The following is a 24,119-nucleotide window of genomic DNA, read 5'->3' on the forward strand; positions in this document are numbered from 1 at the left end:
CATGGCAGGAGGAAAATTAACCCCTAGACAGAAGATGATTAACCTAATGTACTTGGTTTTCTCGCAATGTTGGCATTAAATATGTCAAAAGAAGTATTAACGGCTTTTGGTTTGATGAACGAAAAGTTTGAATCAGCTAACGCTTCTTTAGATAATAGTAACAATGGTTTATTAACATCTTTAGAAACTAAGGCAAATGATAGCCCAGAACAATTCGCAGCTACTAAAAAGAAAGCGGATGAGGTTGCTAAGATTTCTAAATCTTTTTATGCTTATTTAGGAACATTAAAAGCTGATGTTGAGTCTAAGTTTGAAAAAGAGGATGGGAAATTACCATATGAAGCAATGGATAAAAGTACCATTGATGAAGAATGGTTTCAAGGTGACGGATATTCTCCTAAAGGAAAAGAAATTGAGGCGAAATTTAATGCTTATGTAGCTGATTTGAAAAAAGTGTTTGGTAATGATGTAAAATATCAACCAATTATTAAAAATTTGGAACAAAAATTTTCTACTGGAGATGTTACTAACAGAGAAAAAGTTAAAATGAAATATTTAGATTATCATTTTAAAGGTTTTCCTGCTATTGCAACTGTTTCTAAATTGACTGCTTTACAAAATGATGTTAAGTCAATTGAAGCTGATATTTACAATGCTTTCTTAGGAAATGCTTTAACTACAATTGCTTCTTTCAGAAACTATAATGCTATCGTTATACCTGAAAAATCAGCTTTTTTTGCTGGTGAGCAATTTAAAGGTAAAGTTGTTTTAGGACGTTATGACAAATCAACAGTTCCAACAAAAGTTGTAGTTAATGGTGGAGAAATTGATTTAGCTACAGCTGTAACTGATGGTCAAGTTAATTTAGGTTTTAATGCTGGTAACGTTGGTGAGCATGAAATTGAAGGTAAATTTACTTTCATGGAAGATGGTAAACCAGTTGATATTGATATTAAAGGAAATTATGTAGTTGTTCCTAAACCAAACTCAGCTACAATTTCAGCTGATAAAATGAATGTGGTATATAGAGGTGTTGTTAACCCTATGACAATATCATTTGCTGGTATCTCTGATGATAAAGTAAATGCTTCTGCAGCTGGATTATCAAAAGGTTCTGGTGTAGGTAAATACAACATGAGTCCAGGTCAAGGTAGAGAAGTTGTAATCAACGTAACTGGTAAATTGCCTGATGGTTCAAATGTTTCTGACAAAAAGACTTTCCGTATCAAAGATATTCCTGGTCCACAAGGTAAAATTCGTGGTGAGGTGGCAGCATCTGGTCCAAAATCAAGTTTAGAAGTTTCAACAGTTACTGCTGAATTAGAAGATTTTGATTTTGAATTAGGAATTGATGTAACTGGATTCAATATTAAAGTTCCTGGTCAACCTACAATCGTAGTTTCTGGAAACAGAATGGATAGTAGAGCTAAAGGAGCTATTCAAAAAGCTGGTAGAGGTGATGTAATTATCATTTCTGAAATTAAAACAAGGTTAAGAGGTAGTTCAATCATGATGAAGAAAACTGCACCTTGTACTTACGAAATTAAATAAGAAGTTTTCAAGAGGTTTATTCATTAAACTAAAAAATAGAAAAGATGAGTTGGAGAAATTTTATGTTAGTTGTTGCATTAGGTTTAAGTTCTACTTTTACTTTTGCTCAATCTAATCTTTTAAATGCAAAAACACCTGATCAAATTGGTCAGAAAACAGAAGCAGAATTAGTGGCTGATAATGACAAACCATTACCTTATGGTTATGTTATGGACAGAGACGTTTTAATGGGTAAAAGAGTTTGGGAATACATTGATCTTGATGAAAGAGTTAATTTTCCATTATACTTCCCTGTTGAAGGTGATTTAGGTCCAGATAGACAACCACTTTATAATGTATTAATTAATGGTATCAAGGATGGTAAAATTACTGAAGTTTACGACAGTAGCTATTTTACTGAAAAGAAATCATTAAGTGATATTGAAGCTTCTTTAGTTTATATTGATACTACTGATGCTGGTAGAGAATATTTCAATGCAGGTGAAACAATTCCTGAAGAATATATCGTAAAAACAGAAATTGAGGCTTTTCACGTAAATGCTTATAAGACTGTAGGTTACTGGTACTTTGACAAACGTCAAGGTGAAATGAAATACCGTATGTTAGGTATTTGTCCAGTGGTTCCTGATGTATTTACATTGAATAGTGAAGAACCAGAGGACGTTGAATTATTTTGGGTTTATTTCCCAGCTGTTAGAGACGTTTTACACGAAGCTAAATCGTTCAATAACAAAAACTCTGCGATGCCATTTTCTTTTGATCACTTGTTAAACTCTAGAAGATTTAACGCTGTGATTTATCAAGAAGAAAACGTTTATGGTGATCGTCAGATTAAAGATTACATGAAAGAGAATGCGCAAATGCAACTTTTAGAAGCAGAACGCATCAAAGAAAAGCTACGTAATTTTGAACAAGATATGTGGAATTATTAATATAAAATTTCTCCAATTTTAATATAAACTCTTATCATTAATTTGATAAGAGTTTTTTTATTTTTGCCTTATGAAAGATTTCTTAATAGTTGGTGCTGGTATTGCTGGTGTTTCTTTTGCAGAATTGTGTAAACAGCATAATAAATCCTTTGTGGTTTATGATGACAATTCACAACCCTCTTCACGTATTGCAGGAGGCTTGTATAATCCTGTTGTGTTGAAAAGATTTAGTGAAGTTTGGAAAGCTAAAGAACAATTGCAATTGGCTTTTACTTTTTATCAAAATTTAGAAGAAAAGCTACAAACTACATTTGACTATAAGATACCAATTTATAGAAGATTCGCTTCTGTTGAAGAGCAAAATGATTGGTTCACTGCAGCAGATAAGCCTAGCTTGTCAGATTTTCTTTCTACCAAACTTATAGAAGATAAATATCCTTCTGTGATTGCTTCTTATGGTTACGGAGAAGTTTTGTATACGGGTTATCTAGATGTTAAAAAAATGGTTTCTTCTTATAGTTCTTATCTAAAAGCATCTCAGCTCTTAATTTCTGATCGCTTTAATTATGATGAAGTTGTTATTACAAAGGATTCTATTACTTACAAGGATGCGAAATATAAAAATATCATCTTCGCAGAAGGTTTTGGTTTACATGCTAATCCTTATTTTAATGACTTGCCATTAGATGGTACGAAAGGTGAATTACTAATTATAGAAGCTCCAAATCTACAAATCGATGTTACTATAAAATCCAATATATTTATTCTTCCTATTGGTAATAACTTATACAAAGTTGGTGCTACTTATGACTGGAATGATAAAAGCAATGTGCCAACAGAAATAGGTAAAAATGAATTAATCGAAAAACTGAAAGATACAATTACATGTGACTATAAAATAGTCGAACATTTTGCAGGTGTAAGACCTACCGTTAAAGATAGAAGACCTTTAGTTGGCACCCATTACAACTATAAAAATGTTCACGTTTTAAACGGACTCGGAACAAGAGGGGTAATGTTGGCTCCATTTTTGGCAAACCAACTTTTCAATCATCTGGTATGGGGAGGTAATTTAGAGAAAGAAATCGATATCATTCGTATTTATAAAAAAAGAAACCTTATTTAGTTTCTTCTTTAATTTTCTCCTTCTCTTCCCAATTTTTGTCAAAATGAATGAACATATTAATCCATATGTTTCTAGAAACACGCATGATAAATGGCATAAAAACCACTAGTGTTCCAATGATGGCATAAAAAGAACTCATCAAACTACTATCCAAAAATACTTTTGTGATTACAAAAGCGGCTACTGCAAAAGCAATTCCTACCGCATAGCTTACATACATAGCTCCATAAAAGAAGGAGGGTTCAATTTTATAACGAGTATGGCAGTGGCTACATCTTTCATGCATTTGATAAATATGTTGTAAATGATATGGGTTTTTATCTACATACATACTTTCTTCTTGGCATTTAGGGCAACTTCCTGTTAAAATGCTATTTATTTTCGTTCCTTTTTTTAACATTTGCAAAATATTTACACAAAGGTACAAATTGTAAGAATGGGTTTGTGTAACAATAGTAACAAAATAGTCATGATTAATATACATAATTTATCAGTTTCATTTGGTGGAACATATTTGTTTGAAGAAGTAACTTTTCGTTTAGGTGCTGGAGATAGAGTAGGTCTGGTTGGGAAAAATGGAGCTGGTAAATCAACGATGTTGAAGATTTTAGCAGGTGATATAAAACCAGATTCTGGAGTTATTGCTACTGAAAAGGAAGTGAGAATGGGGTTTCTTCGTCAGGATATCGATTTTGAAGAAGGAAGAACGGTTTTAGAAGAAGCGTATCAAGCATTTAGTGAAATTAAAAAAGCAGAAATGCGCATCGACGCAATTAATCATGAACTGGCTACCCGAACCGATTACGAAAGTCAATCGTATTCTGAGTTAATCGAAGAGTTAGGAGAAGTAACCCATCATTATGAAATTTTAGGTGGTTATAATTATGTAGGAGATACTGAAAAAATCTTATTAGGTCTTGGTTTTAAAAGAGAAGAATTCAACAATTTAACGAGTACCTTTTCTGGTGGATGGAGAATGCGTATTGAATTAGCCAAATTATTATTACAATCCAATGATATTTTATTGTTAGATGAGCCTACCAACCACTTGGATATAGAAAGTATCATCTGGTTAGAAGGATTTTTAAAAAGTTTTCCTGGAGTAGTAGTGATTGTTTCTCACGATAAAATGTTTTTGGATAATGTTACTAATAGAACCATTGAAATATCTTTAGGTAAAGCCTATGATTTTAACAAACCGTATTCCCAATATTTAGTATTGCGAGAAGAAATTCGCGAAAAGCAATTGGCTACACAAAAAAACCAGGCTAAAAAAATAGAAGAAACTGAAAAATTAATTGAAAAGTTCCGTGCAAAGGCATCTAAAGCTTCTATGGCACAATCGTTAATCAAAAAATTAGATAAAGTAGAGCGCATTGAAGTAGATGAAGATGACAATTCGGTCATGAGTATTTCTTTTCCAGTTTCACAAACACCAGGACGAGTTGTAGTAGAAGCAGAACATGTTACTAAAGCGTATGGCGAGAAAGTAATTTTAGAAGATATTTCACTATTAGTCGAAAGAGGTAGCAAAATTGCATTCGTAGGTCAAAACGGTCAAGGAAAATCTACTTTTATTAAAGCTCTTGTTAATGAATTTGAATACGAAGGCACTATCAAATTAGGACACAATGTACAACTCGGTTATTTTGCTCAAAATCAAGCTGAATATTTGGATGGCGAAAAAACGTTATTAGATACGATGTTGGAAGCAGCTTTAGATTCGAATCGTTCTAAAGTGAGAGACATGCTTGGGGCTTTCCTTTTTAGAGGTGATGATGTTGAAAAGAAAGTCAAGGTACTTTCTGGAGGAGAAAGAAATCGTTTGGCGTTATGTAAGCTGCTTTTACAGCCTATTAATGTCTTGTTGATGGATGAGCCTACCAATCACTTAGATATTAAATCTAAGAACGTTTTAAAAGCGGCTTTGGAAAAATATGAAGGTACTTTGTTATTGGTTTCACACGATAGGGATTTTTTACAAGGTTTGGCTAATATTACCTATGAGTTTAAAGATAAAAAAATCAAAGAGTATTTAGGCGATATCAATTTCTTCTTGGAACAAAGAAACGCACAAGATATGCGTGCTTTTGAGACCAAAGACACCGTGAAGACTCCAAAACAAACGGCTCCAATTGTAGAAAAAAAATCACTTTCATATGAAGAGCAAAAGAAACAAAAAACGTTACAAAATAGGTTGAGTAAAATTGAAAGTCAAATACAAGAGTTGGAAAAAGACATTCAAAAAGACGACAAAGAATTGGCCACTAATTACGATAAATTAATTGAAAATGCGTCTTTCTTTACAGCTTATGAAAAGAAAAAGAAAGAACTGGATCAGTTGTTAGAAGATTGGGAAACGGTTCAAGAAGAGATTGATGGGATGAATTAATTTAAAAGCAGGTTCTAACAGTTAGTAAAAACTCAAAACAGGACACTGATGATTTTTTAAGGAGCTATTTCCAGCGCTCCAGTGCAAGTTTTTAAAAAAAACAGGTATTTTCTAAGTCTTTGCCAAAGCTTCTTTCAGTCGCTTGGTAAAGTCAAGAAAAAAACGTGTTTTTTAAAAAAAGCTTTTCCTTTCGCTCTGGGCTATAAAATTAGGAACGGATATTTAAATAAAAAAAACTCTAGTTTAATTTTGTCTTAAACTAGAGTTTTTTTTTTAAAAGTTTAATTACTAGCACTTATTGCTAAACCTTCTAAAGACTTAATAGTAATTACACTGTGTGTGTTTAAAACCCAATCAAATGTTGGTGCTACACCTGTTGCTATTACTTCTTGTCTGTCTGTAGATAACGATTGTGTGGTTGCATCTTTCCATTCAAATACAAGACCATTTAAATAGATGTTTTCACTGTTTCCATAAGTTACTTCTAATTTTTGTCCCGCTTCTAAGGAGAAGTTTTGTTCTAAAGACGGTTTTTGAATGTTTGAACCTTGTCTAATAAGTAATGTAACATTTACATACTGACCTGAATTGTTGATAAACGTTTTTACACCTGCCATTTTAAATAATTTTTAAGTTAATAAATTTTTACATAATCGGTATGGATTACTTAGCAAATGTATTCTGAATTATAACTTTAGGTAAGCGTATCTTTTCTTGAAAAATCAAAAGGGTAATTGTACCTACAAACTAAGTAAACTTACATGTTATGAAAACAGGTAATTCTTAGAAGTACTGAAAATAAGTAATCAAATTAATTTAATACTTTTCTTTTTCTAATTTTATCATCTTAAATCCTAAGGATAGTTCTTATATTTGTATGAGTAAGTTAATTCTAAAACTATGGCTCATTCTTTTTATTCACACATTACTAAGTTTACAACACTAGAAGAGAAAGAGTTTGAAACGGTCTTGTCTTTTTTTAAAACAATCAAGGCAAATAAAAAAGAGAATTTGTTAACAGCAGGACAGCTTTGTAAAACGCATTTTTTTGTGCTAGAAGGTTGTTTGAGAAAATTTTTTATCAATAGTAAAGGGGTAGAGCAAACCACGGAGTTTGCTATTGAAAATTGGTGGCTTACAGATAACATTGCGTATGAAAGAGGTTTGCCAACGGAGTTTTATATTCAAGCAGTAGAAAATTCAGTAGTATTGGTAATCGATAAACAGTTACAAGACAAATTAGTATTGGAACATCCAAAATTAGAGCGCTACTTCCGTTTTATTTATCAACGTGCTTTTGCAGCTTCTCAAATGCGGATTAAATACCTTTACGACTTTTCGAAAGAAGAAGCGTATTTTCAACTTTGTAAAAACCAACCTGAATTTGTGCAACGCGTACCACAATATTTAATTGCTTCTTTTCTAGGATTTACACCCGAATATTTAAGTGAAATTAGGAATCAAAAGCGTTCTTAAACCAGTTTAAGTTTTTTGTGTAATTGGATAACGAACTTTGTTTCGTTCATTATAAATACACAAAAAATGGAAACAAGAGTTAACATCAGTACATTAGAACCACAGGCTTTCAAAGCCATGTTAGGTTTAGAAAATTATTTAACAACCACTCAAATTTCAAAATCACATAAAGAATTACTTAAAATTCGTGCTTCACAAATTAACGGCTGTGCCTTTTGTATAGACATGCATGCCAAAGATGCTTTGAAAAATGGAGAAACACAACAACGTATCTTTTTAATAGCAGCTTGGAGAGAAACTACTTTATTTTCGGAAAAGGAAAAAGTAATTTTAGAAATGACTGAAGAGATTACATTGGTACACCAACAAGGGTTATCTGAAGCTACCTATAAAAAAGCAGTTTTATTATTTAGCGAAAATGAAATTGCTCAGCTAATTATAGCAATCATAACGATTAATGCTTGGAATCGAATTGCAGTAAGTACACATATGCAAATTGAAGCTTAAAAGAATAGTTGTAATAAACGAAACAACAATAGCAGAAGTATTATACTGCTATTGTTGTTGTAAAGGTATTTGGATTTGAAAAAAATAAGTTCTTATCTTGCTAAAAAGTAGTTTTAAAAATCAAAAAGTTTAATTTATATTTGACCAGACACAAATCTAGATATTGTTAAAACTACTATTTATGAAAAAGCGAAACCTACTGTTATTGTTCTTGTTTTCGATTGTTTTATTTTCTTGTGAAGGCTCAGATGCTTATCAGGGTAAATGGAAAGCTATAAATAGAGATGATGAAAGGTTTGAAATTACGTTTACTGCAAAGGAAATAACTACAAAAGACAGTAAAAGGAAAACACTAAAATATGGGTATACACAACATTCAATTGAATATAAAAATGGAGTTTCTACTTATGGAATTCAATTGAGTGATGGTAGAGAATATCAACTTTTTTTTCCAAAAAAGGATAAAAGTGTAGGGATGTTATTAGATAAAGATGGAAGAATTGTGTATACGCTAAGTAGAAGTGGTTATGTCACCTATGATGATATTTACAAATTGGATTAAGTATTGCTTTTTGATTTATAAAATCAATAAAATGTTAATTGAGTATTAATTATTCAATTAATCCAATCGCTTTAGAATGTGCAATCGCTTCTTTACTCGATTTAAAATAACAAACCGCTACATTTAAACTTGTAATATTCTCTAAAATTTTTTCTGTTGCCTGCTTTTTAGAGCGGCCTACTTGTCTAATATAAACGGCTTTAATGTGTAAAGGAAAAATTTTACAAATAGCTTCATACAATTTAGGATCTTGTTGTGAATCATCACCTAATAAAACATATTGTAATTCAGGATAAAACTCTAAAATGTGTTTTATTTTTTCAAACTTATGATTGTGATTACCTCTACCAGTAAAGAACAATTGAGTTAGACTGGTTTTAATATCTTTTAGAAGTAAAACGGCTTTTGGTAGTTGATGTAGTTCTGTGAATTGGGTAATCAAACTGTATAAATTCCATTCGCTACTTGAAACATAAAAAAAAGCATTTTCTTCTTCTTTATTTACTCTTCCTGCTTTTTGTAAGGCTTGGTAATGCGGTACTACGTCTTCAAAGACTTTTCTTTTGGTTACATTTTTAAACAAAAGAATATAGATTTTTTTAAAAGGATTTCGCGTATGCGAAATTAAAAAGGTATCATCAATATCGGAAATAAAACCAAATTTTCCCAGCCTGGGTTGGATATAACTAGAAGAAGCAGTAATTCTTTCCGTTTCATGTACAATAGAAACTGTGTATTTTTTCCAACCAAAAGTAGCGTTGTCTTTTAAAGGAATACAAAATTTGAAATAGCCATCTTCCAGTGTTTTAGTATGAATCGTTGTTCCATTAATGTCTAAAAAAACATCGGTATTGGGTTTCGTTTTTACTTGAAATAGGCGAATAATGGATTGCGCATTCTGAAAATTTTTCTTTTGAAAGTCATAATCGGAAATACTATTAGGCTTAAATACATGTCCCATTACAATTAATTCTTGATTATTTGCATAGCCGCGATATAATTTTAATACCGGTTTCATTTAATTTTATACATTTGATTAAGAGTTTTACAAATTACAAATTAATTAGGGATTCGATAATATGTCGTTTAAAAATATTTATTTACTAGTCGTAAATCCTATTTCAGGTGATAAAGATAAAGCTACATTGATTGCTCAGGTTCGAGATTTTGCTCAAGAAATACAACAAGAAATTTTGGTTTATGAGACAACAGGTAATGAAGATGAAGTAGCCATTCAAAAATTATATCAAAAACACCAACCTGTTCGCGTACTTATTGCAGGTGGTGATGGCACTATTAAAATGGTAGGAGAAGCTTTAGAGCAAGAAGATGTTGTTTTTGGAATCATTCCGGCAGGTTCTGCAAATGGATTGTCTATCGATTTGAATTTACCGAGTTCGGTAGAAGAAAATATTAAAATTGCTTTTCAAAATGACTATATCGAAATTGATATGGTAGAAATTAACGGAAAGAAAAGTCTGCATTTAAGTGATTTAGGTTTGAATGCTTTATTGGTTAAAAACTATGAAAAGAGTGACACTAGAGGAAAATTAGGTTATGCATTACAGGTTATTACTACTTTAACAGAAGCTGATGATGAACCTTTTGAAGTTGTCATAAAAACAACTGAAGGTGTGCTGCATACCAATGCTAAAATGATTGTGATTGCCAATTCTCAAAAGTACGGAACCGGAGTTACTATTAATCCTAATGGGAAGATTGATGATGGAAAGTTTGAAATCGTAGTTTTAAAAAGTTTAGATGTGTTTACCATTGGTAAAATTGTAACTGGAAACATTCTTTCTAACACAGAAGAAGTTAGTATTTTTTCTACCGATCAAGCAGTAATTACCACTCAGAAGAAAATTAGCTTTCAAATTGATGGCGAATATTGTGGTGAAGAAGACGAATTAAAAGTGGGAATTTTACCTGCTCAAATGAAAGTAGCAGTTCCTTAAAAATAGGTTATTTAAAAGGATGACGTGGTTGCCAAGAAACATTAGGTTCTAATTTGCTAAAAATTTTGGGCATTAAAAAATTAATGAATGGATTGGTGTGAAAGATAAACCCGGTCATATCTATTGGCTCTGCACCAATGGAACTCTTTATCTCTAAAGCGGTACGTCCAAAAATAATTTTTTTAAACTGATGTTCTATTCCAAATTCGGTCATGTTATAAAGCATATTTAAATACAACATGTGTTCTTTTTGATGTTCTTCATCATAACCTAGAAAATAGGTTTCTAAGGTGCTTTCGTTTAATAAAATAGTATGAAAACCAATTAAAATAGAGTCTTTAAAGTAGCCAAATAGTTTAAACCGATTACCACTTTGTTTTTTAAAAAAAGAAAAATGGTTTTTGGAAAGGAAAAAGGTATTAAAAGGAGCATTTACGGCCACATAATGATAAAGTTCATAAATGCGTTCTTCATATTGAATGATTTCTTCTAAACAAAGTTCTTTAGTAACAATACCTTCAATTTTTTTATGTGCTCTTTTATATTGGTCTCTGTATTTTTTGGTGAATGCATTTACATAGTCAGCACTGTTTTTCCATTCGGGATCCAGCTTAAAAATCATGTTGGGTTGCGTATTGAACTCGTAAAGAGATTTAAAATCATGCGCTTTTAGTTCTTTAGTAAAAGATTTATAAAAATCTTTATAGGTAACAATATGAATTTTAATCTTTTTTTGTTTGAAATAATGAATGAGCTCTTGGGTACATTCCGACAGAATTTTACTTATCCAAGCTACTGGAACTTTGTTTTTAAATACAAAACTATTCTCACCAGTAATCATATTATTGCCTAAGAATAAGACATGCGAACAAAATTTTTTAAAGATAAAATTCCGAATATGTGTTTTCAAACAATTGTCTCTCTCTCCAAAAGATTCTAATTGGTCAACATTAACATATTGTGCAATAGAAACACCAATTAATTCTGAAACATTAAAAATACCAATATAAAAACACTCCATATTAATAGGTGCGGTATGTTGCAACACATTTAAATAGGGTTTTTGTAAGAAATGATTTTCAGACGCTACTTCATCCCATTGCTCTGGTAGTGATTGAACATCTCGATATATTTTAAAAGTAATGTTTTCCAAGGTAAAAAAAATCGTCCCACAAAAATAGGACGATTATTATATAATAAAATGTTAATTTCTACAAATGTTTACACCCAACCGCAAATGATAGCACCCATAATGGCAAAACTTACAATCCAATATCCAGCATGAATAAAAATGTATTTCCAAGATTTTTGTTCAAACAAAAAAGTTGTTCCTAAGATTGGTAAAGCTAAAAATATTCCAATGAAAGTTCCGTGTAAGGCTCCGTGTTTAAAGGAACGAAATTTACCTCCATGTACTTTTAAGAATTCAATTAATGCAGGATCATTAGCATCACCACCAGCAGCTTGTATAGCACCAATCTCATGATTGACTAAGGTTGGCATTAAAAAAGCGATTAAAAAAGCAAATACAAAGGCAAATCCAAAAATTTTGACCATGTTTCCTTTTTTTAGTTGTTCTTCCGTTAAACCTGCTTCTTTCATCCAAGCGGTTCCAAAAACTTTAGGATTGTACCAAATGGCACCTAATACAAATGTGCTTAATGCAGCGACTAAAATTGCTAAATAATTCATAATTAATAATTTTTGGTTAGTATATCAAATATAATTAAAAAATAGATGAAAAAAACATTACTAAATAGGCATATTTTTTTGTTTAGAGAAGGTGAAAATCCGATGAAATCTAGAAAATACGTATAAATACGTACAAAAAAGGTCGAAAAATACGTATAAATACGTATTGATTAGCTTTGTTTTTGTATTTAGTTTTGAAATGTTGATATGATAAATAAAGAAACATGCATTTGATGAGTTTAATAGAAGATTTAAAAATTAATAAGCGAACTGTATTTTTAGCAATTGCAGGTCAGACGTATTATTTTTTAATTGCTTTTTTTCTATTTAAGCAAGATTTCTTATTACTAATAGATGAAAATTATTTTTTTGACAAGAATTTTTATTATGTAATGGGGATTAGTTTTGTAATGTCTTTCATTTGGTTTTTTATGAATATTTGCGTTTCAACAGTTTTACTTCTTTTTACCGATCATAGAAGAAGTACTAAATATTTAGGTAATCCCTCTGGAATTTTTATTAATTCCATGATATGCTCTATAGGTTATTTAACATTTGCCATGCTGATTAACTTTTTGCTGGATTATGATTTTAAACATTTTATTTCTTTTTCATTTAGTTTTATCGCTGTAAGAATTGTATGGTCGATGATAAAATCATTATTTTTTAATAAGAGTTTTGTTTGAATTGATTTTATTATACCTGCTTCTAAATAAAATGATTAGCTTCATAGTCCAGTTTTTTTTAGTTGGTTATTTTGCTTTTTAGGATTAATTCTTATTAAAAAAATGTTAAAAAAAATTTTTTAAAATCTTTTTTTGTTAAAAAAATGTTTATTTTAGTTCTGTTAACCCCTAAAAAGATAAATTATGTCAATTAACCCAAATTCAGGTGAAAAAATTAGTTTAGATGTAGCATTAGAGTTAGTTAGTGCTTTTAGAAGTAATAATCCAAAAGATATTAAGGCTTCTTTCGTTGGTATTGAAACAATTAATCTTATCTTATCTCAACCAAATTGTATAGGTGTTCGTATTTATAATGGATATGATAATGCAACTGGAAAATTAGCTCCAGTATTAGTAGGAGTAGATGCCACTGGGAAAGACATGGTAGATGGTGTTATTCTAGATCGATTAAAACCGTGTCCAGAATATTGTGACACATCAAGTCCGTTAATCAAATAAAATTAATAATATAAAAAGAGAACTTCTTGAAGTTCTCTTTTTATTTACCTTTGCTATTAATGTTACAGTACATAGAAAATTTTGCGTTTGTTGATTTTGTCTGTCTTCTTGGAGTAATTCCTTTAATTATTTATTTATTCAACCGAAATGTAACTGTTGAAACCCGTTATCTTTTACCATTGATTTTTTTGACAGCTTTTGCCAGTTTATATGAGATAATAGGTACATCCATTTTTCAATTGAGAACAAAGTATTGGTTTAGAGCCTATATGTTTTTAGAATTTTATACGGTATTATACTTTTATTACAAATTGTTAAATTTTAAAAAGGTTTTGCTTGGTTTTGGATTAATTTATTTTGTTGCTTATGTATATTTATTATTCCAATGGAATACTGATAAGAGAGGTTTAGATGATTTGCCTTTAAATATAATTGTAACATTAACAGTAATTTGTTCGAGTTTTTTTTGGTTTATAGAGGTATTTAAAAAGTTAGAAGATGTGCCTCTTTATAGAAGAATTGAATTTTATTACATTTCAGTGTTATTAATTTATTTCTCCTCCACTTTTTTAATGTTTTTGATGACGGATTATATCATTAATAATGATTCGCTTGAATTGCTTTATTATTGGGATATAATTGTTATTTTTAACGCATTGTTAAGGCTAACTTTAATTTTTACCGTTTGGAAAGCAAGAGTGAAATTGGAACATTAATTTTTATAGGTACAGGATTTATAGTTTTACTAGTCCTAATTGTTCTATTTTTGGCTGTTTTTTATCAGACTTATGTGATGAAAATGAAACGCAAGGAGGCTGAACTACTTCTTAAAACTTCCTTAGAATCTGAAAAGCAAGAGCGTAAAAGGATTGCTGCAGATATACATGATGGTGTATCTGGAGATTTGAATGCCATTCGTAATTTTCTCTCTGTACTTTATAAAACAGAAACTTCTGAAGAAAAAAAGGCACTGTATGATGATATTAAAACTGGAGTGGAAGCGGCGATAGAAAATACGCGATTGGTTTCTTACAAATTAATGCCACCTTTATTAGAAACTTCAGGTTTTTTAGTAGCTTTAGAAGATTATTTTTCGCGATTAAATTCTAAAACTACTGCGAAATTTTTTATCACAACCGATTTAGATACGGTACATTTATCCAATGAAATTTCCTATGAACTATTTAGAGTTATTCAAGAATTGACCACTAACATGATAAAGTATGGGAACATTTCTAAATGTGAAATTCAAATTTTAAAGGATGTTACTGGATATTCTATTTGCATTACCGATGATGGAATACCTTTTAATTTTAAAGAGATGTATACCTTATCGAAAGGTACAGGATTAAAAAATATCAGTTCAAGATTAAAAGTTATAGATGCAATTTTTAAACAAAATCAATCCGTTTTAGGAAATGAATTCGTAATTTCGGTAAAAAAATAAACATAATGAAGGTAGCGATAGTAGATGATCATCAGCTTTTTAGAAAGAGTCTAGCCCATTTGCTCAATTCATTTGACGAGATTGAAGTAGTTTTACAAGCAAATAATGGGAGGGAGTTTTTAAGCTCTATTGAGGATTACGACATTGATTTAGTGTTATTAGACATTCAAATGCCAGAAATGGATGGGTTTCAAACATGCAGGATTTTAAAAGATAAATATCCCAATATTTATGTTTTAATTATTTCTCAATTAACTACTAAAGAAAGTATTCATAAAGTTATGGAATTAGGAGCTCATGGATTTTTCACAAAAAATTCAGATCCAGTTCAATTGCATAATGCGATTATAAGTATTAAAGAAAATGGGTATTATTTTGGTAATGAACTAGGTTCTGTCATTCGAGAAGTGATGCTTTGGGAAAAAAAGCGTAATGATGAACAAGTAGAAGATGCTTTCGAAATTGATGAAAATTGTTTGACTGCAAGAGAAATTGAAATCATAAAATTGGTTTCTAATGGGAAAAGTAGTAAAGAAATTTCTGAAATACTTAATATTAATGTACGAACAGTAGAGACACATCGAAAACATATCATGGAAAAAACAAATTCCAAAAATTTTATTGGAGTGGTTGTTTTTGCTTTAAAATATCAACTCATTGCTTTAGAAGAAATTTAATAAAAAGACTACTAGGTATAGCAATATACGTGTAATTACGTATGAAAAAGGCTTAAAAATACGTGTAAATACGTATTTTTTTTTGTTTTAAATCGACTTATCTTTGAATAGATAGTTTAGAGTTTGTTTTGTTAAGTTTGTTTGATAGTAAGCAAATTTAAAAAAGAAAAGCTGCCTTTAGAGGCAGCTTCTTTATTTTATAATTTTGAAAAAATTATTCTGCAGCAACTAATTTAGAAGCACTACGATATAAAAAATTTCCATAAATATGTCTTCTTGCAAATCGACTCGGAGATTCTGCATTTATCATCTTAATATAGGTGTTTTTAGGTACACCAAAATACTCGTATCGGTTTCCATCTAAGAATTGAATGTACAAAACACTATTCTCCATATAGAAATCTTCAATATTTACTGATGAAGTCGTTTTTACATACATGTCTTTATCTTTTGCCAAAGTTTCATTAGCAATACTAACTAAGAAATGATAAGCTTCAATAGTTAAAGTGCTGATGGCTTCTACTTCTTTTTTCTTTTCTTCATCCGTAAATTTATCTGGATGATTTTCTTTCATACTGGTTCTGTAGATAGATTTTAATTCGCTTAGAGTAACGTCTTTTGTAACGTTGAGTAATTTACGATACTCTACAATTTTTTTCATATTCATAAGTAAAAGTGATAAATACTTTCTAGAAAGTAACAGGTAAAAAATAAATTAGCGGCAAATGTACAGTTTTTTACCTTTCCAATTGTAAAAAAAATATTATTTTATTGATATCTAATATGATAGGGTTTTGAAAGTCGGAATTGAGGCAATGTCAAATCATCATTTTCAAACGAATTGGTCTTAATTACATTCGTACCTTGAAAAGGAATACTAGGATAGTAGGAAAAAGAAATTTGAAAGCTATTGAAAACCAAATAATCGTTATTTATTAGTAGACCAATACCGAATTTAGAATACACACGCCCTGTTAATAAACTTCTGTTGCGTTCAGATATAGAACCCATCGTTATATTTAAATACGGACTAAAGCGAAATCCTTTCCAACTACCAGGTGAATAGGTTTGTGTTTGAAAAGAAATCAACCACTTTTTTGTTCCTTTTACTAAATCGGTGAAACCTTGAATTCCTGAATTTCCATCTAATCCAATTACGTCTTTTTGTGAGGCATCGCGATTATTACCCCAAACGAAAGATGGTTTAATAAATTGTCTCGTTTTCCATTTTCCGAAATGCATCAAAGGACTGAAATAATTCAATCCAATTTTTAATGTGTTTTGATAGGTATTACCTTGATAAAAAAAACTACCCCATTCTACAGCGCCACTAACATAGCCAAAATCATATTTGGCTCCATAGGCAATTTTACTACCTAAATATAGCCGCGTCAAATTGTTTTTATATTGGTACCCCACATTAATTGCAGCAATTTCTCCATACGGTACATCTTCCACAATATCATAGTTAAAGATAAAACTGTCTTTATAATACTTTTGAGAAGTGATACCAATTTGAGAAATAATGTTGGTTTCATTCGCAAAAAAAGAAGTGGGATCTAATGTTATATCTGGTTTCTGTAAAAATATTTTTTTATTGTAAGCTAGTGATACCACTAAACGTTTGGTTCTACTATCATAATCTTTATTGTTTGACAATTTAAAGGAACGTCCTACCCAGTATTCTTGAAATTCCGATTTAGTTGGACTTATAAAAACGCTATCAGCTTCAATAATAAAAGGTTCGCCAAGAACTCTATTTTCAAAATACATTCCGCCAGCCCATTTGGTTAAAGCGGAGAAAAAATTTCGATTAAGAGACAGAATTCTTCTGGTGTTGTTGTCAAAATCATTTTCATAAATGGCATTGAAACTGATATAGCTATTTTTAATATTATTGATGGCATAAGCTCCCGATTTGGCATTGTAACCATCTGTAAAGCGTTCTTTATAACTGCCACTTAACTGATGTCCGGTACCTAATAAATTCCTTTCTCTTAATGAAAAGCGTCCTTGATCTGAAGATAAACTACCGTTTGGTAAAATGCTCCAAGAATCCAAAAGAACGATAGCAACATCTATAGAATCTGAGGCTTTAGATATAGTTTTGGGAGTAATTACTACCCGTCTTACATAACGTTGGTCACGAATTAAACGTTCCGATTCTTTAATGGCTAAATTATCAAAAGGTTCATTTTTTTTAAAAAGTAATAAATTTCTAACGGTAAATTTTTTGGTTCTGGCATGAAGCGCATTGCCGGCTATTTCTAAGCTTTTTTTAGGTTTTCTAGTCGTGTCATCAACGGCATATCCAAATGGGTCCAATGTTTGAATATTAATATTACGAATGATTTTTCCATTGTACTTTGAATAATCAACCGTTACCACTTTTTTTTGGGGTTTGTTTTCTTTTTCATTCAATTTAGAAGGACGAAAAAATAAGCGGTATACAAACTTAGAGAACTTACTCTTTTTAGAGTATTCATGTATGTCGTGATAGATTTGTACAGAATCATTTTCCATTGTTTTTTTTTGAGAAAAACAAGGTTGAAAAACAAGTAGATTTAAAAATAATAACAGTACAATTTTCTTTATCATAATACGGTTTCTCCAGCTCATTTCTGATCGATAGAACGCTAAAATATTGTGGAAATTATATTATCGGCAATATAAATAAAAAAAGCCACTCTATAAGGAGTGACTTTTAAAATAACCATTATTGTTTTTTGTTAGTGGTCAAATCGTTTAAAAGTTTAATTTGTAATAACGATTCGGTAGTGTTGCCACTATTGTTTCCGCCAGAAATGATCATATTAGCAGGAACTTGCATATTAGAAAGCTCATGTGCTACACCAATGCGTGTTTCTTTTTCAATTTGCGCTTTTTCTTGAGGAGTTAAACCTGCATTCACTTTAAGACGGTTAGCATCAGCTTGTGCTTTTTCTTTGATTAATAAAGCTTTTGCTTCTAGTTCGGCAGTTTTTACTGCAATTTCAGCCAATTGTCTGTTGGATTCCTCTTCTTTTACACGTGTTTCAATCGCAATTAAGGTGTTAACCTGCATTTTTTCTTGTTTTACACGCTCAGCAGCTTTATCTCTTTCCCCTTCAGCTACAATACGTTGTTGTGCAGCTCTTGCGGTTTCCACTTTTTGAATTTCAATAATTTTCTCAGCAGAAATGTCTCTTTGTTGTTTCAATTTGTCTTCGAAAGCTTTATTTAAATCCACATCATCAATAATTACCTGAGCCGTTACAATCTTATTCACGTTAATTTCGTGGGGAATTCTTTTTGGTACTCCATTCACATATACTTTTTCGTTGCGAATGAATTTGTTGATTTCTTTAATGTGACGTCTTTTATTTAAAACATCTTCAACACCCGATTCGTCATAAATCGTATCATGTACTTCCACTTTTTTTACGACAAAACCACCATTTTTCAACGCATCTTCAATTGTCATACGATAATCAGTTGCCGAACCAGAAACATAATCTTCAGCAGAATACATAAAGGTTACGTTTTTTAATTGCTCAGAAACTGTTGGCAATAAAGTGTTGTTGATTAAGTTAGATGGATGTCTATAGGTTTCCACTAATTTAATAAAGGATTCATCATCACTTGGCATTTCAAAACGAACCGAAGCATAGACGTTAGCATCTACTTTATCTATAAAACGCACATTAATTCCATTAGGAATAACACCTTCAATACCCGTTACATCTTGTTTGTAATTGCCTTGTTTGTCTAAGGCTACACATTTGATGTCGATAAATTTTTCCCATTCCTGAATTTTACTAAAAGGTACAATAAACTTAAGACCAGGAGTCATAATAGTAGAACGAGCTCCAGTAGGGCTTAAAATATAATATTGATGTCCTTCTTTTGAAAAAATTACGGATTCGCTAATTAAAAGAATCAGTAAGCCAGTAAGAAGAAGTCCAGCTCTTACTTTAAAATTCAAATAAGAGATGAAGTTTAAATAAGAAGATTTTTTTTCGCTTTCGCTCCATTTTTTATGTAAATAGGGATAAACAATAGTAACAACGATAGCAAAAATGACTAATAAATAACCAAAAAATGTTAACATGATAAATAAATTAAAAATAGATTAATAGTATATAAGGTTTAAAAATTAAAAATAGAAAGTGTTTCTAACTATGAAGCATAGCAAGATGTACGGCTGACGACTCTCAATAAGGAGTTACAGACACATTAACGATGATAAAATACTAGGATTTAAGTTGGTGGTTTTTGATTACATTCCTACAAATACGCCACCAATTGTGTCGGGAAGTTTATCGCAAAAGCTTTTTATAGGCTTTTTAAAAATAAGAAGAGTAGGGGCAGTTTTCATAGGGTTTACAATTTCAATTTCTTTGATAGTAGTTTTACGTTGAAGTAATTAAAAATGTTACAGAAAAGTTAAAAAATATTTTGTTATTACAGTTAAGTGTTTGAAATACAATTTTTTATAAAATAAAAAAAGCTATTGAAAAACAATAGCTTTTAAATAAAGTGATATCCTAAGTTGTTAGCTCAAATCTTCAACAGTTGCATCAGGAGCATTTTTTTTAACCGATTCAATTCCGTTATCGCGAGCTGCTGTGCTTTCATACATTTCACTAGAACCAATAATTTGGCCGTTAGAAGCTTTAAGAGAGAAATAAGCTTTTCCATTAGAAGAAGTTTTCTTTTCAAAACGTTCCTCTATTTGCGAATTCTTTTTTACAGATTCAATACCGTTTTGACAGTTGGCTTTGGTTGCATAACCTTCACTCGCTAAAATAACTTGTCCGTTAGTAGCTTTTAAATTAAATTGAAATTCTCCATTAGTTCTTTTTGAGATTACAAATTTTCCCATAGTGATACTTTTTAAGTTAAGATAAAATTTATCTTTTAAATGTACTAAAAATTGGGTTACTATAAAAATGATTTTCAAATGGAATGCTTTATAATTCAAAGATTATTTAAAAAATCTTGTTTTTATTCATTTCTTAATCTAGATTAACTTTTGTTTTCATTTGAAATTCCGTAATTTGTTCCATTCAAAAAAATAAAATAATTTAAAACGAACATTATGACAAAAAAGGGTTTATTTGCTTTAGTAGCAGCAGGTTTTATTTTAGTATCGTGTGGAGATAAAAAAACAGACACGACAACAACTGAAGAGCAAGAAGTAGCAGCAACAACAGAAAATGTATTTGCTGTAGATACTACAGCTTCTGTTGTAAAATGGAAAGCGTTTCACAAAGGTGGTTTTGCTCCACGCTGGGGAACTTTAAGTATTCAAACTGGTGAAATTTCAGTTTCTGGAGATGCTGTGAATGCAGGTAGCTTTGTTATTGATATGGAGTCTTTAAAAGTTGATCCAGCTTCAGTTACAGAAGAAGGAAAAAAAGCAGCGGATTTAGAAGCGCATTTAAAAAATGCTGATTTCTTTAACGTAGAGAATAATAAAACGGCAGATTTTAAAATTACTAAAGTGGAAGACCTAACTGCTCCTGTTGCAGAAGGAGAAGGAGTTGTAGGTGCTAACAAAATGTTAAGTGGTAATCTAACTTTATTAGGAAACACTATGAATGTATCTTTCCCAGCTAAAATAGATGTAGTAGACAATACGGTAACTGTTTTAGCAGATTTCACAGTGAATCGTGCAGATTGGGGTATTAAATTTGGTACTACAGAAGCTGATCCTGCTGAATGGATGATTAGTAAAGACATCGAAATTAGTGTAGCTGTTAAAGCAACTAAATAAGAAGTTTTAACCACTATTTTAAATATAAAAAGACATCAAATTAGATGTCTTTTTTTGTTGTATTGATTTAGAAATAAATTGATGTATCTTTCTAATAATTAAGTTTTATATTATTGAGGTATTTGCTCTAGTAAGACTTCTTTCCCTGTTTTATCAAAATAAGTGCAAGTCATTTTATTCAAGCAAATTTGCCATTTTTCAATACCTGTTTCAGCACACATTGTAATGAACGTAAGATAATCGGTCTTTCCTTGTTGGTGTGCCAGTAATTCAGATTTAAATTGGTCTATTTTAACTTCATCTGAAACGGGTTTAGGTGCATACTTTTTAGGTGCTTTTACAATATAATTATTTAATCCATGATAATCAACATGACCATCAGGAACATAAGATTCATAATGTGTAACGCCTAATGCTTTAATCTCTTTTATATAAGAAGGGAAATCAGCACCTGATTTCACTTTTCCATGAGCTGTTTTGATTTGTTCAAGAGTAAACATATTTTTTTAGATTTATTTGTGAAATAACCTTAGTTTATAAAATGGCTTTTTTTTAAAAGAAAAGTAATTACAAATATAATCTTAATTTTATTTTAAGAATTGCTATTGAAATTTTTAATAAATTTGATTAGCAGAAATTAAAGTTTGATTTAAAAGTGTTCCTTATCTAATCCGTGCCATCCCTTTAATAATTAGGGCAATTATTGGGATAAGTTAATAGATTTTATGACGATACTATTTCTGGTAGATGTTAATTTTACGGCTGTTAACCAAATAACTGAATGAAGATTATCATTGTGATTAGATAGTCCACTTTTGTAAGCCCCGTTTTAAGGGGCTTTTTTATTTCTTCTGTACATTTTAATAAAAATGAAGGAATCTATTTAAAACAATAGTAAAAAATAAACAAACACCAATTAGGGATAGATTTACGAATGCTCTTAGAATCCATTTCTTATGCGATAAGTCATAATCGATTTGTTTTGAGAGGACAACCAAAATTCCCATTATAAAAAACCAAACCGTAAAAAATAGCGAAATTTTTGCTCTTACTACAGTCGTTACTAAATCATGAATTAGACCACAGAAAACAAATGTCAGAACTAGAGAAAATCCTATGGGAAATATTTTTTTTAAGGGTTTAAATATTTTTGTACCAAGATAATAGCTAAAAATTGGATTCCAAAAGTTCCAAAAGGTTGAAAAATTTTTAGCTCCTAGTGATCTTTTTAGGTTATTTTGAAGTGATTTAGAATGTACTATAGGAACTCCATTTCTCTTTTTTATATACTCAGATAATTTCATTATAGTTTTTTGCTTTTTTTGGGTTCTAAGAATAGTAAAAATAAAAAACCCATCAATTGTAATGATGGGTGTCTTTTAATAGACTTAAATAATAATAAGTCTAAACTTGATTGTAAATATAAAAGAAATAATTGAATTGAAAAAGAGTTAGAAATTAGAAATTATTTTTAATCCAAGTTATCATTGAAAATCATCTTATTTAAAATATTTTTTAAATAAAGGTAACACGAAATTATAATTGACGATTATTAAACCTATCTTGATGATAATAAGAAACTTATTGATGATTAAAGAATTAATTTTGGGTAAAATGAAATCCAATGAAAACAATTGTACTTTACTTATTTTTTCTCAGTAGTATTTTTACTTTTTCGCAACAAGCCTATTTTGTCTCTTTATCTGGAAACGACGTTTCTGGAAATGGAACTCTTGGAAATCCTTATGCAACAATCTCCAAAGCGGCAACAATTGCAAATAACTTTATACAAAGTAATCCTTCTACAAGTGTTTTTATTTTTATTCGAAATGGAATTTATCGAAATCCTACTTTTACAACATTTTCTGCATTAACTTCAGCAGATTACAATCCTGAAAATATTGGAGATGTTGTTTGGAAAGATGTAGGTAACAACGGAAGTGTTGCTCGTTTAAATAACATTAATGGAAATACTTCCGCTTGGATAACGATTCAACCTTATAACAATGAAGAAGTTATTTTTGAATGTGATGGCGATATTGCTCTAAATATCAGAAATTGTAGTTTTATAAGAATTCAAGATATAGAAATTGTTGGGGTTTCTGAAAAAATACCACTGCAATTGGCTTGGATGTATTGGGGTACTTATCGTTATGATTCAGGTGGAAATTGGATTTATGGAGATCGTAAACAAGAGATATGTACAGCTTATAGTTTAGGGAGTTGTTCAGATATTCCTCCAAATGTATTAACCAGTCATATTACTTATTCTGGACTTCCAGATATTAGTGGTTTAAATGTGCAACGGCCTAATTTATTTGATTCAAAAGGAATTTTAGTTAATCTCTCTAATAATATCGAAATTTTAAATTGCGAAGTGCATCATTTTCCTGGAGGAGGTATTCGAGTGACAGCTTCTGATTACGTTACTCTAATAAAGAATCAAGTGCATCATAACTCTTCTAGAGCATCTGTCGGAACTCACGGGTTTGTAATAGAAGGATTAACTGCAAATTCAGGTATAAATAATAACGTTCAAAAAATATTGATTAAAGGCAATTTAGTATACAGTAACTACAACGAATTGTATTCATGGGTGCAGAGTAAAACAATTTGTACAACGGGAATTGATGAAGGAAAAGGAATTGCTCTTCTAAGAAGTGGTACAACGTATAATGGTTTTAATGGTATTATACGAGTTGAAAATAATATTTGTTATGACAACGGGAAAAGCGGGATTCATAGCAACGATGTTGATAATGCAGAAATTTTTAATAATACTGTAGCATATAATTCTCATACAGATGTTTATAATTATGAGTTGTCTGGTTGGATTTTGAATCAGTGAATGAATGGA

At 30.5% G+C, this 24,119-nt stretch carries 24 protein-coding genes and 1 pseudogene; 15 read left to right on the forward strand and 10 right to left on the reverse strand.

Annotated elements, in window-relative coordinates; all coding sequences use genetic code 11:
- The first annotated feature begins 1 nt into the window (after position 1).
- The 3 genes and pseudogenes from gldM to NHF47_RS06040 all read left to right on the forward strand — a co-directional run bounded on the left by gldM (position 2) and on the right by NHF47_RS06040 (position 3,609).
- Positions 2–1,551, forward strand: a pseudogene (gene gldM / locus NHF47_RS06030) (gliding motility protein GldM).
- Between the two features lie 44 nt (positions 1,552–1,595).
- Complete coding sequence (gene gldN, locus NHF47_RS06035; RefSeq protein ID WP_140996994.1) at positions 1,596–2,483, forward strand: gliding motility protein GldN; 888 nt, start codon at positions 1,596–1,598, stop codon at positions 2,481–2,483.
- 70 nt (positions 2,484–2,553) lie between these two features.
- Positions 2,554–3,609: an FAD-binding oxidoreductase gene (locus NHF47_RS06040; protein ID WP_252764083.1), complete on the forward strand. Its 1,056-nt coding sequence runs from the start codon at positions 2,554–2,556 to the stop codon at positions 3,607–3,609.
- Here the strand turns inward: NHF47_RS06040 and NHF47_RS06045 are convergent.
- Positions 3,602–4,009 (reverse strand): DUF983 domain-containing protein, encoded by a 408-nt coding sequence (locus NHF47_RS06045; RefSeq protein WP_252764084.1) that lies wholly within the window; start codon positions 4,007–4,009, stop codon positions 3,602–3,604. The two genes, NHF47_RS06040 and NHF47_RS06045, sit on opposite strands and share 8 nt — an antisense overlap.
- A gap of 69 nt (positions 4,010–4,078) precedes the next feature.
- Between NHF47_RS06045 and NHF47_RS06050 the strand changes: the two genes are divergently transcribed.
- Positions 4,079–6,001 carry an ABC-F family ATP-binding cassette domain-containing protein gene (locus NHF47_RS06050; RefSeq protein ID WP_252764085.1) on the forward strand — a complete coding sequence of 641 codons (1,923 nt, stop codon included), beginning with the start codon at positions 4,079–4,081 and terminating at the stop codon, positions 5,999–6,001.
- 281 nt (positions 6,002–6,282) lie between these two features.
- Here the strand turns inward: NHF47_RS06050 and NHF47_RS06055 are convergent, their stop codons facing one another.
- Complete coding sequence (locus tag NHF47_RS06055; RefSeq protein ID WP_252764086.1) at positions 6,283–6,618, reverse strand: hypothetical protein; 336 nt, start codon at positions 6,616–6,618, stop codon at positions 6,283–6,285.
- 283 nt (positions 6,619–6,901) lie between these two features.
- Between NHF47_RS06055 and NHF47_RS06060 the strand changes: the two genes are divergently transcribed.
- The 3 genes from NHF47_RS06060 (at position 6,902) to NHF47_RS06070 (ending at position 8,546) form a co-directional block, all read left to right on the forward strand.
- Positions 6,902–7,477, forward strand: a complete 576-nt coding sequence (locus tag NHF47_RS06060) for a Crp/Fnr family transcriptional regulator (protein ID WP_252764087.1) — start codon at positions 6,902–6,904, stop codon at positions 7,475–7,477.
- A 66-nt stretch (positions 7,478–7,543) separates the two neighbouring features.
- Entirely contained in the window at positions 7,544–7,984 is a 441-nt protein-coding gene (locus tag NHF47_RS06065) for a carboxymuconolactone decarboxylase family protein (protein WP_252764088.1), read from the forward strand.
- Between the two features lie 181 nt (positions 7,985–8,165).
- Positions 8,166–8,546 carry a hypothetical protein gene (locus NHF47_RS06070; protein ID WP_252764089.1) on the forward strand — a complete coding sequence of 127 codons (381 nt, stop codon included), beginning with the start codon at positions 8,166–8,168 and terminating at the stop codon, positions 8,544–8,546.
- Positions 8,547–8,595: 49 nt separating this feature from the next.
- Here NHF47_RS06070 and NHF47_RS06075 read toward each other — a convergent pair whose 3' ends face one another.
- The gene (locus NHF47_RS06075; protein WP_252764090.1) at positions 8,596–9,564 is read right to left on the reverse strand and encodes an App1 family protein; all 969 of its coding nucleotides are present in this window, start codon (positions 9,562–9,564) and stop codon (positions 8,596–8,598) included.
- A gap of 61 nt (positions 9,565–9,625) precedes the next feature.
- On the opposite strand from NHF47_RS06075, the gene NHF47_RS06080 reads away from it, so the two are divergent.
- A complete protein-coding gene (locus NHF47_RS06080; protein ID WP_252764091.1) occupies positions 9,626–10,504 on the forward strand; it encodes a diacylglycerol kinase family protein in 879 nt (292 codons plus the stop codon).
- Positions 10,505–10,511: 7 nt separating this feature from the next.
- Here NHF47_RS06080 and NHF47_RS06085 read toward each other — a convergent pair whose 3' ends face one another.
- Positions 10,512–11,657: an 8-amino-7-oxononanoate synthase gene (locus NHF47_RS06085; protein ID WP_252764092.1), complete on the reverse strand. Its 1,146-nt coding sequence runs from the start codon at positions 11,655–11,657 to the stop codon at positions 10,512–10,514.
- A 68-nt stretch (positions 11,658–11,725) separates the two neighbouring features.
- A complete protein-coding gene (locus NHF47_RS06090; RefSeq protein WP_252764093.1) occupies positions 11,726–12,196 on the reverse strand; it encodes a DUF1761 domain-containing protein in 471 nt (156 codons plus the stop codon).
- A 233-nt stretch (positions 12,197–12,429) separates the two neighbouring features.
- On the opposite strand from NHF47_RS06090, the gene NHF47_RS06095 reads away from it, so the two are divergent.
- The 5 genes from NHF47_RS06095 to NHF47_RS06115 all read left to right on the forward strand — a co-directional run bounded on the left by NHF47_RS06095 (position 12,430) and on the right by NHF47_RS06115 (position 15,504).
- The gene (locus tag NHF47_RS06095; protein ID WP_252764094.1) at positions 12,430–12,882 is read left to right on the forward strand and encodes a hypothetical protein; all 453 of its coding nucleotides are present in this window, start codon (positions 12,430–12,432) and stop codon (positions 12,880–12,882) included.
- Between the two features lie 183 nt (positions 12,883–13,065).
- Positions 13,066–13,380 carry a hypothetical protein gene (locus NHF47_RS06100; protein WP_252764095.1) on the forward strand — a complete coding sequence of 105 codons (315 nt, stop codon included), beginning with the start codon at positions 13,066–13,068 and terminating at the stop codon, positions 13,378–13,380.
- A 59-nt stretch (positions 13,381–13,439) separates the two neighbouring features.
- Positions 13,440–14,096 carry a hypothetical protein gene (locus NHF47_RS06105; protein WP_252764096.1) on the forward strand — a complete coding sequence of 219 codons (657 nt, stop codon included), beginning with the start codon at positions 13,440–13,442 and terminating at the stop codon, positions 14,094–14,096.
- A gap of 83 nt (positions 14,097–14,179) precedes the next feature.
- Positions 14,180–14,827 carry a sensor histidine kinase gene (locus NHF47_RS06110; RefSeq protein WP_252764097.1) on the forward strand — a complete coding sequence of 216 codons (648 nt, stop codon included), beginning with the start codon at positions 14,180–14,182 and terminating at the stop codon, positions 14,825–14,827.
- Positions 14,828–14,832: 5 nt separating this feature from the next.
- Positions 14,833–15,504 (forward strand): response regulator, encoded by a 672-nt coding sequence (locus NHF47_RS06115; protein ID WP_252764098.1) that lies wholly within the window; start codon positions 14,833–14,835, stop codon positions 15,502–15,504.
- Positions 15,505–15,718: 214 nt separating this feature from the next.
- Here NHF47_RS06115 and NHF47_RS06120 read toward each other — a convergent pair whose 3' ends face one another.
- From NHF47_RS06120 to NHF47_RS06135, 4 genes are all read right to left on the reverse strand, one after another.
- Positions 15,719–16,165: a KTSC domain-containing protein gene (locus NHF47_RS06120; protein WP_252764099.1), complete on the reverse strand. Its 447-nt coding sequence runs from the start codon at positions 16,163–16,165 to the stop codon at positions 15,719–15,721.
- Between the two features lie 107 nt (positions 16,166–16,272).
- Positions 16,273–18,027, reverse strand: a complete 1,755-nt coding sequence (locus tag NHF47_RS06125; protein ID WP_252764100.1) for a hypothetical protein — start codon at positions 18,025–18,027, stop codon at positions 16,273–16,275.
- 193 nt (positions 18,028–18,220) lie between these two features.
- Positions 18,221–19,594: an SPFH domain-containing protein gene (locus NHF47_RS06130; protein ID WP_252764101.1), complete on the reverse strand. Its 1,374-nt coding sequence runs from the start codon at positions 19,592–19,594 to the stop codon at positions 18,221–18,223.
- Positions 19,595–20,038: 444 nt separating this feature from the next.
- Entirely contained in the window at positions 20,039–20,368 is a 330-nt protein-coding gene (locus NHF47_RS06135; RefSeq protein WP_252764102.1) for a YegP family protein, read from the reverse strand.
- 216 nt (positions 20,369–20,584) lie between these two features.
- Here NHF47_RS06135 and NHF47_RS06140 point away from each other — a divergent pair, with 216 nt between their 5' ends.
- Positions 20,585–21,262, forward strand: coding sequence for a YceI family protein (locus NHF47_RS06140; RefSeq protein ID WP_252764103.1), 678 nt, complete (start codon positions 20,585–20,587; stop codon positions 21,260–21,262).
- 110 nt (positions 21,263–21,372) lie between these two features.
- On the opposite strand, the gene NHF47_RS06145 is transcribed toward NHF47_RS06140, so the two are convergent.
- Entirely contained in the window at positions 21,373–21,762 is a 390-nt protein-coding gene (locus NHF47_RS06145) for a DUF1398 domain-containing protein (protein ID WP_252764104.1), read from the reverse strand.
- Between the two features lie 1,124 nt (positions 21,763–22,886).
- On the opposite strand from NHF47_RS06145, the gene NHF47_RS06150 reads away from it, so the two are divergent.
- Positions 22,887–24,110, forward strand: a complete 1,224-nt coding sequence (locus NHF47_RS06150) for a right-handed parallel beta-helix repeat-containing protein (protein WP_252764105.1) — start codon at positions 22,887–22,889, stop codon at positions 24,108–24,110.
- The last annotated feature ends 9 nt before the right edge of the window (positions 24,111–24,119 follow it).

Origin of the sequence: Flavobacterium sp. NRK F7, assembly GCF_024054195.1 — a bacterium.
In the GTDB taxonomy this organism is placed as follows: Bacteria; Bacteroidota; Bacteroidia; order Flavobacteriales; family Flavobacteriaceae; genus Flavobacterium.

Excerpts from the sequence above, each read along its gene's own strand:
- gldN (WP_140996994.1), top strand. The coding sequence starts at position 1,596 with ATGAGTTGGAGAAATTTTATGTTAGTTGTTGCATTAGGTTTAAGTTCT.
- NHF47_RS06040 (WP_252764083.1), top strand. The coding sequence starts at position 2,554 with ATGAAAGATTTCTTAATAGTTGGTGCTGGTATTGCTGGTGTTTCTTTT.
- NHF47_RS06045 (WP_252764084.1), bottom strand. The coding sequence starts at position 4,009 with ATGTTAAAAAAAGGAACGAAAATAAATAGCATTTTAACAGGAAGTTGC.
- NHF47_RS06050 (WP_252764085.1), top strand. The coding sequence starts at position 4,079 with ATGATTAATATACATAATTTATCAGTTTCATTTGGTGGAACATATTTG.
- NHF47_RS06055 (WP_252764086.1), bottom strand. The coding sequence starts at position 6,618 with ATGGCAGGTGTAAAAACGTTTATCAACAATTCAGGTCAGTATGTAAAT.
- NHF47_RS06060 (WP_252764087.1), top strand. The coding sequence starts at position 6,902 with ATGGCTCATTCTTTTTATTCACACATTACTAAGTTTACAACACTAGAA.
- NHF47_RS06065 (WP_252764088.1), top strand. The coding sequence starts at position 7,544 with ATGGAAACAAGAGTTAACATCAGTACATTAGAACCACAGGCTTTCAAA.
- NHF47_RS06070 (WP_252764089.1), top strand. The coding sequence starts at position 8,166 with ATGAAAAAGCGAAACCTACTGTTATTGTTCTTGTTTTCGATTGTTTTA.
- NHF47_RS06075 (WP_252764090.1), bottom strand. The coding sequence starts at position 9,564 with ATGAAACCGGTATTAAAATTATATCGCGGCTATGCAAATAATCAAGAA.
- NHF47_RS06080 (WP_252764091.1), top strand. The coding sequence starts at position 9,626 with ATGTCGTTTAAAAATATTTATTTACTAGTCGTAAATCCTATTTCAGGT.
- NHF47_RS06090 (WP_252764093.1), bottom strand. The coding sequence starts at position 12,196 with ATGAATTATTTAGCAATTTTAGTCGCTGCATTAAGCACATTTGTATTA.
- NHF47_RS06095 (WP_252764094.1), top strand. The coding sequence starts at position 12,430 with ATGAGTTTAATAGAAGATTTAAAAATTAATAAGCGAACTGTATTTTTA.
- NHF47_RS06100 (WP_252764095.1), top strand. The coding sequence starts at position 13,066 with ATGTCAATTAACCCAAATTCAGGTGAAAAAATTAGTTTAGATGTAGCA.
- NHF47_RS06105 (WP_252764096.1), top strand. The coding sequence starts at position 13,440 with ATGTTACAGTACATAGAAAATTTTGCGTTTGTTGATTTTGTCTGTCTT.
- NHF47_RS06110 (WP_252764097.1), top strand. The coding sequence starts at position 14,180 with ATGAAACGCAAGGAGGCTGAACTACTTCTTAAAACTTCCTTAGAATCT.
- NHF47_RS06115 (WP_252764098.1), top strand. The coding sequence starts at position 14,833 with ATGAAGGTAGCGATAGTAGATGATCATCAGCTTTTTAGAAAGAGTCTA.
- NHF47_RS06120 (WP_252764099.1), bottom strand. The coding sequence starts at position 16,165 with ATGAAAAAAATTGTAGAGTATCGTAAATTACTCAACGTTACAAAAGAC.
- NHF47_RS06125 (WP_252764100.1), bottom strand. The coding sequence starts at position 18,027 with ATGGAAAATGATTCTGTACAAATCTATCACGACATACATGAATACTCT.
- NHF47_RS06130 (WP_252764101.1), bottom strand. The coding sequence starts at position 19,594 with ATGTTAACATTTTTTGGTTATTTATTAGTCATTTTTGCTATCGTTGTT.
- NHF47_RS06135 (WP_252764102.1), bottom strand. The coding sequence starts at position 20,368 with ATGGGAAAATTTGTAATCTCAAAAAGAACTAATGGAGAATTTCAATTT.
- NHF47_RS06140 (WP_252764103.1), top strand. The coding sequence starts at position 20,585 with ATGACAAAAAAGGGTTTATTTGCTTTAGTAGCAGCAGGTTTTATTTTA.
- NHF47_RS06145 (WP_252764104.1), bottom strand. The coding sequence starts at position 21,762 with ATGTTTACTCTTGAACAAATCAAAACAGCTCATGGAAAAGTGAAATCA.
- NHF47_RS06150 (WP_252764105.1), top strand. The coding sequence starts at position 22,887 with ATGAAAACAATTGTACTTTACTTATTTTTTCTCAGTAGTATTTTTACT.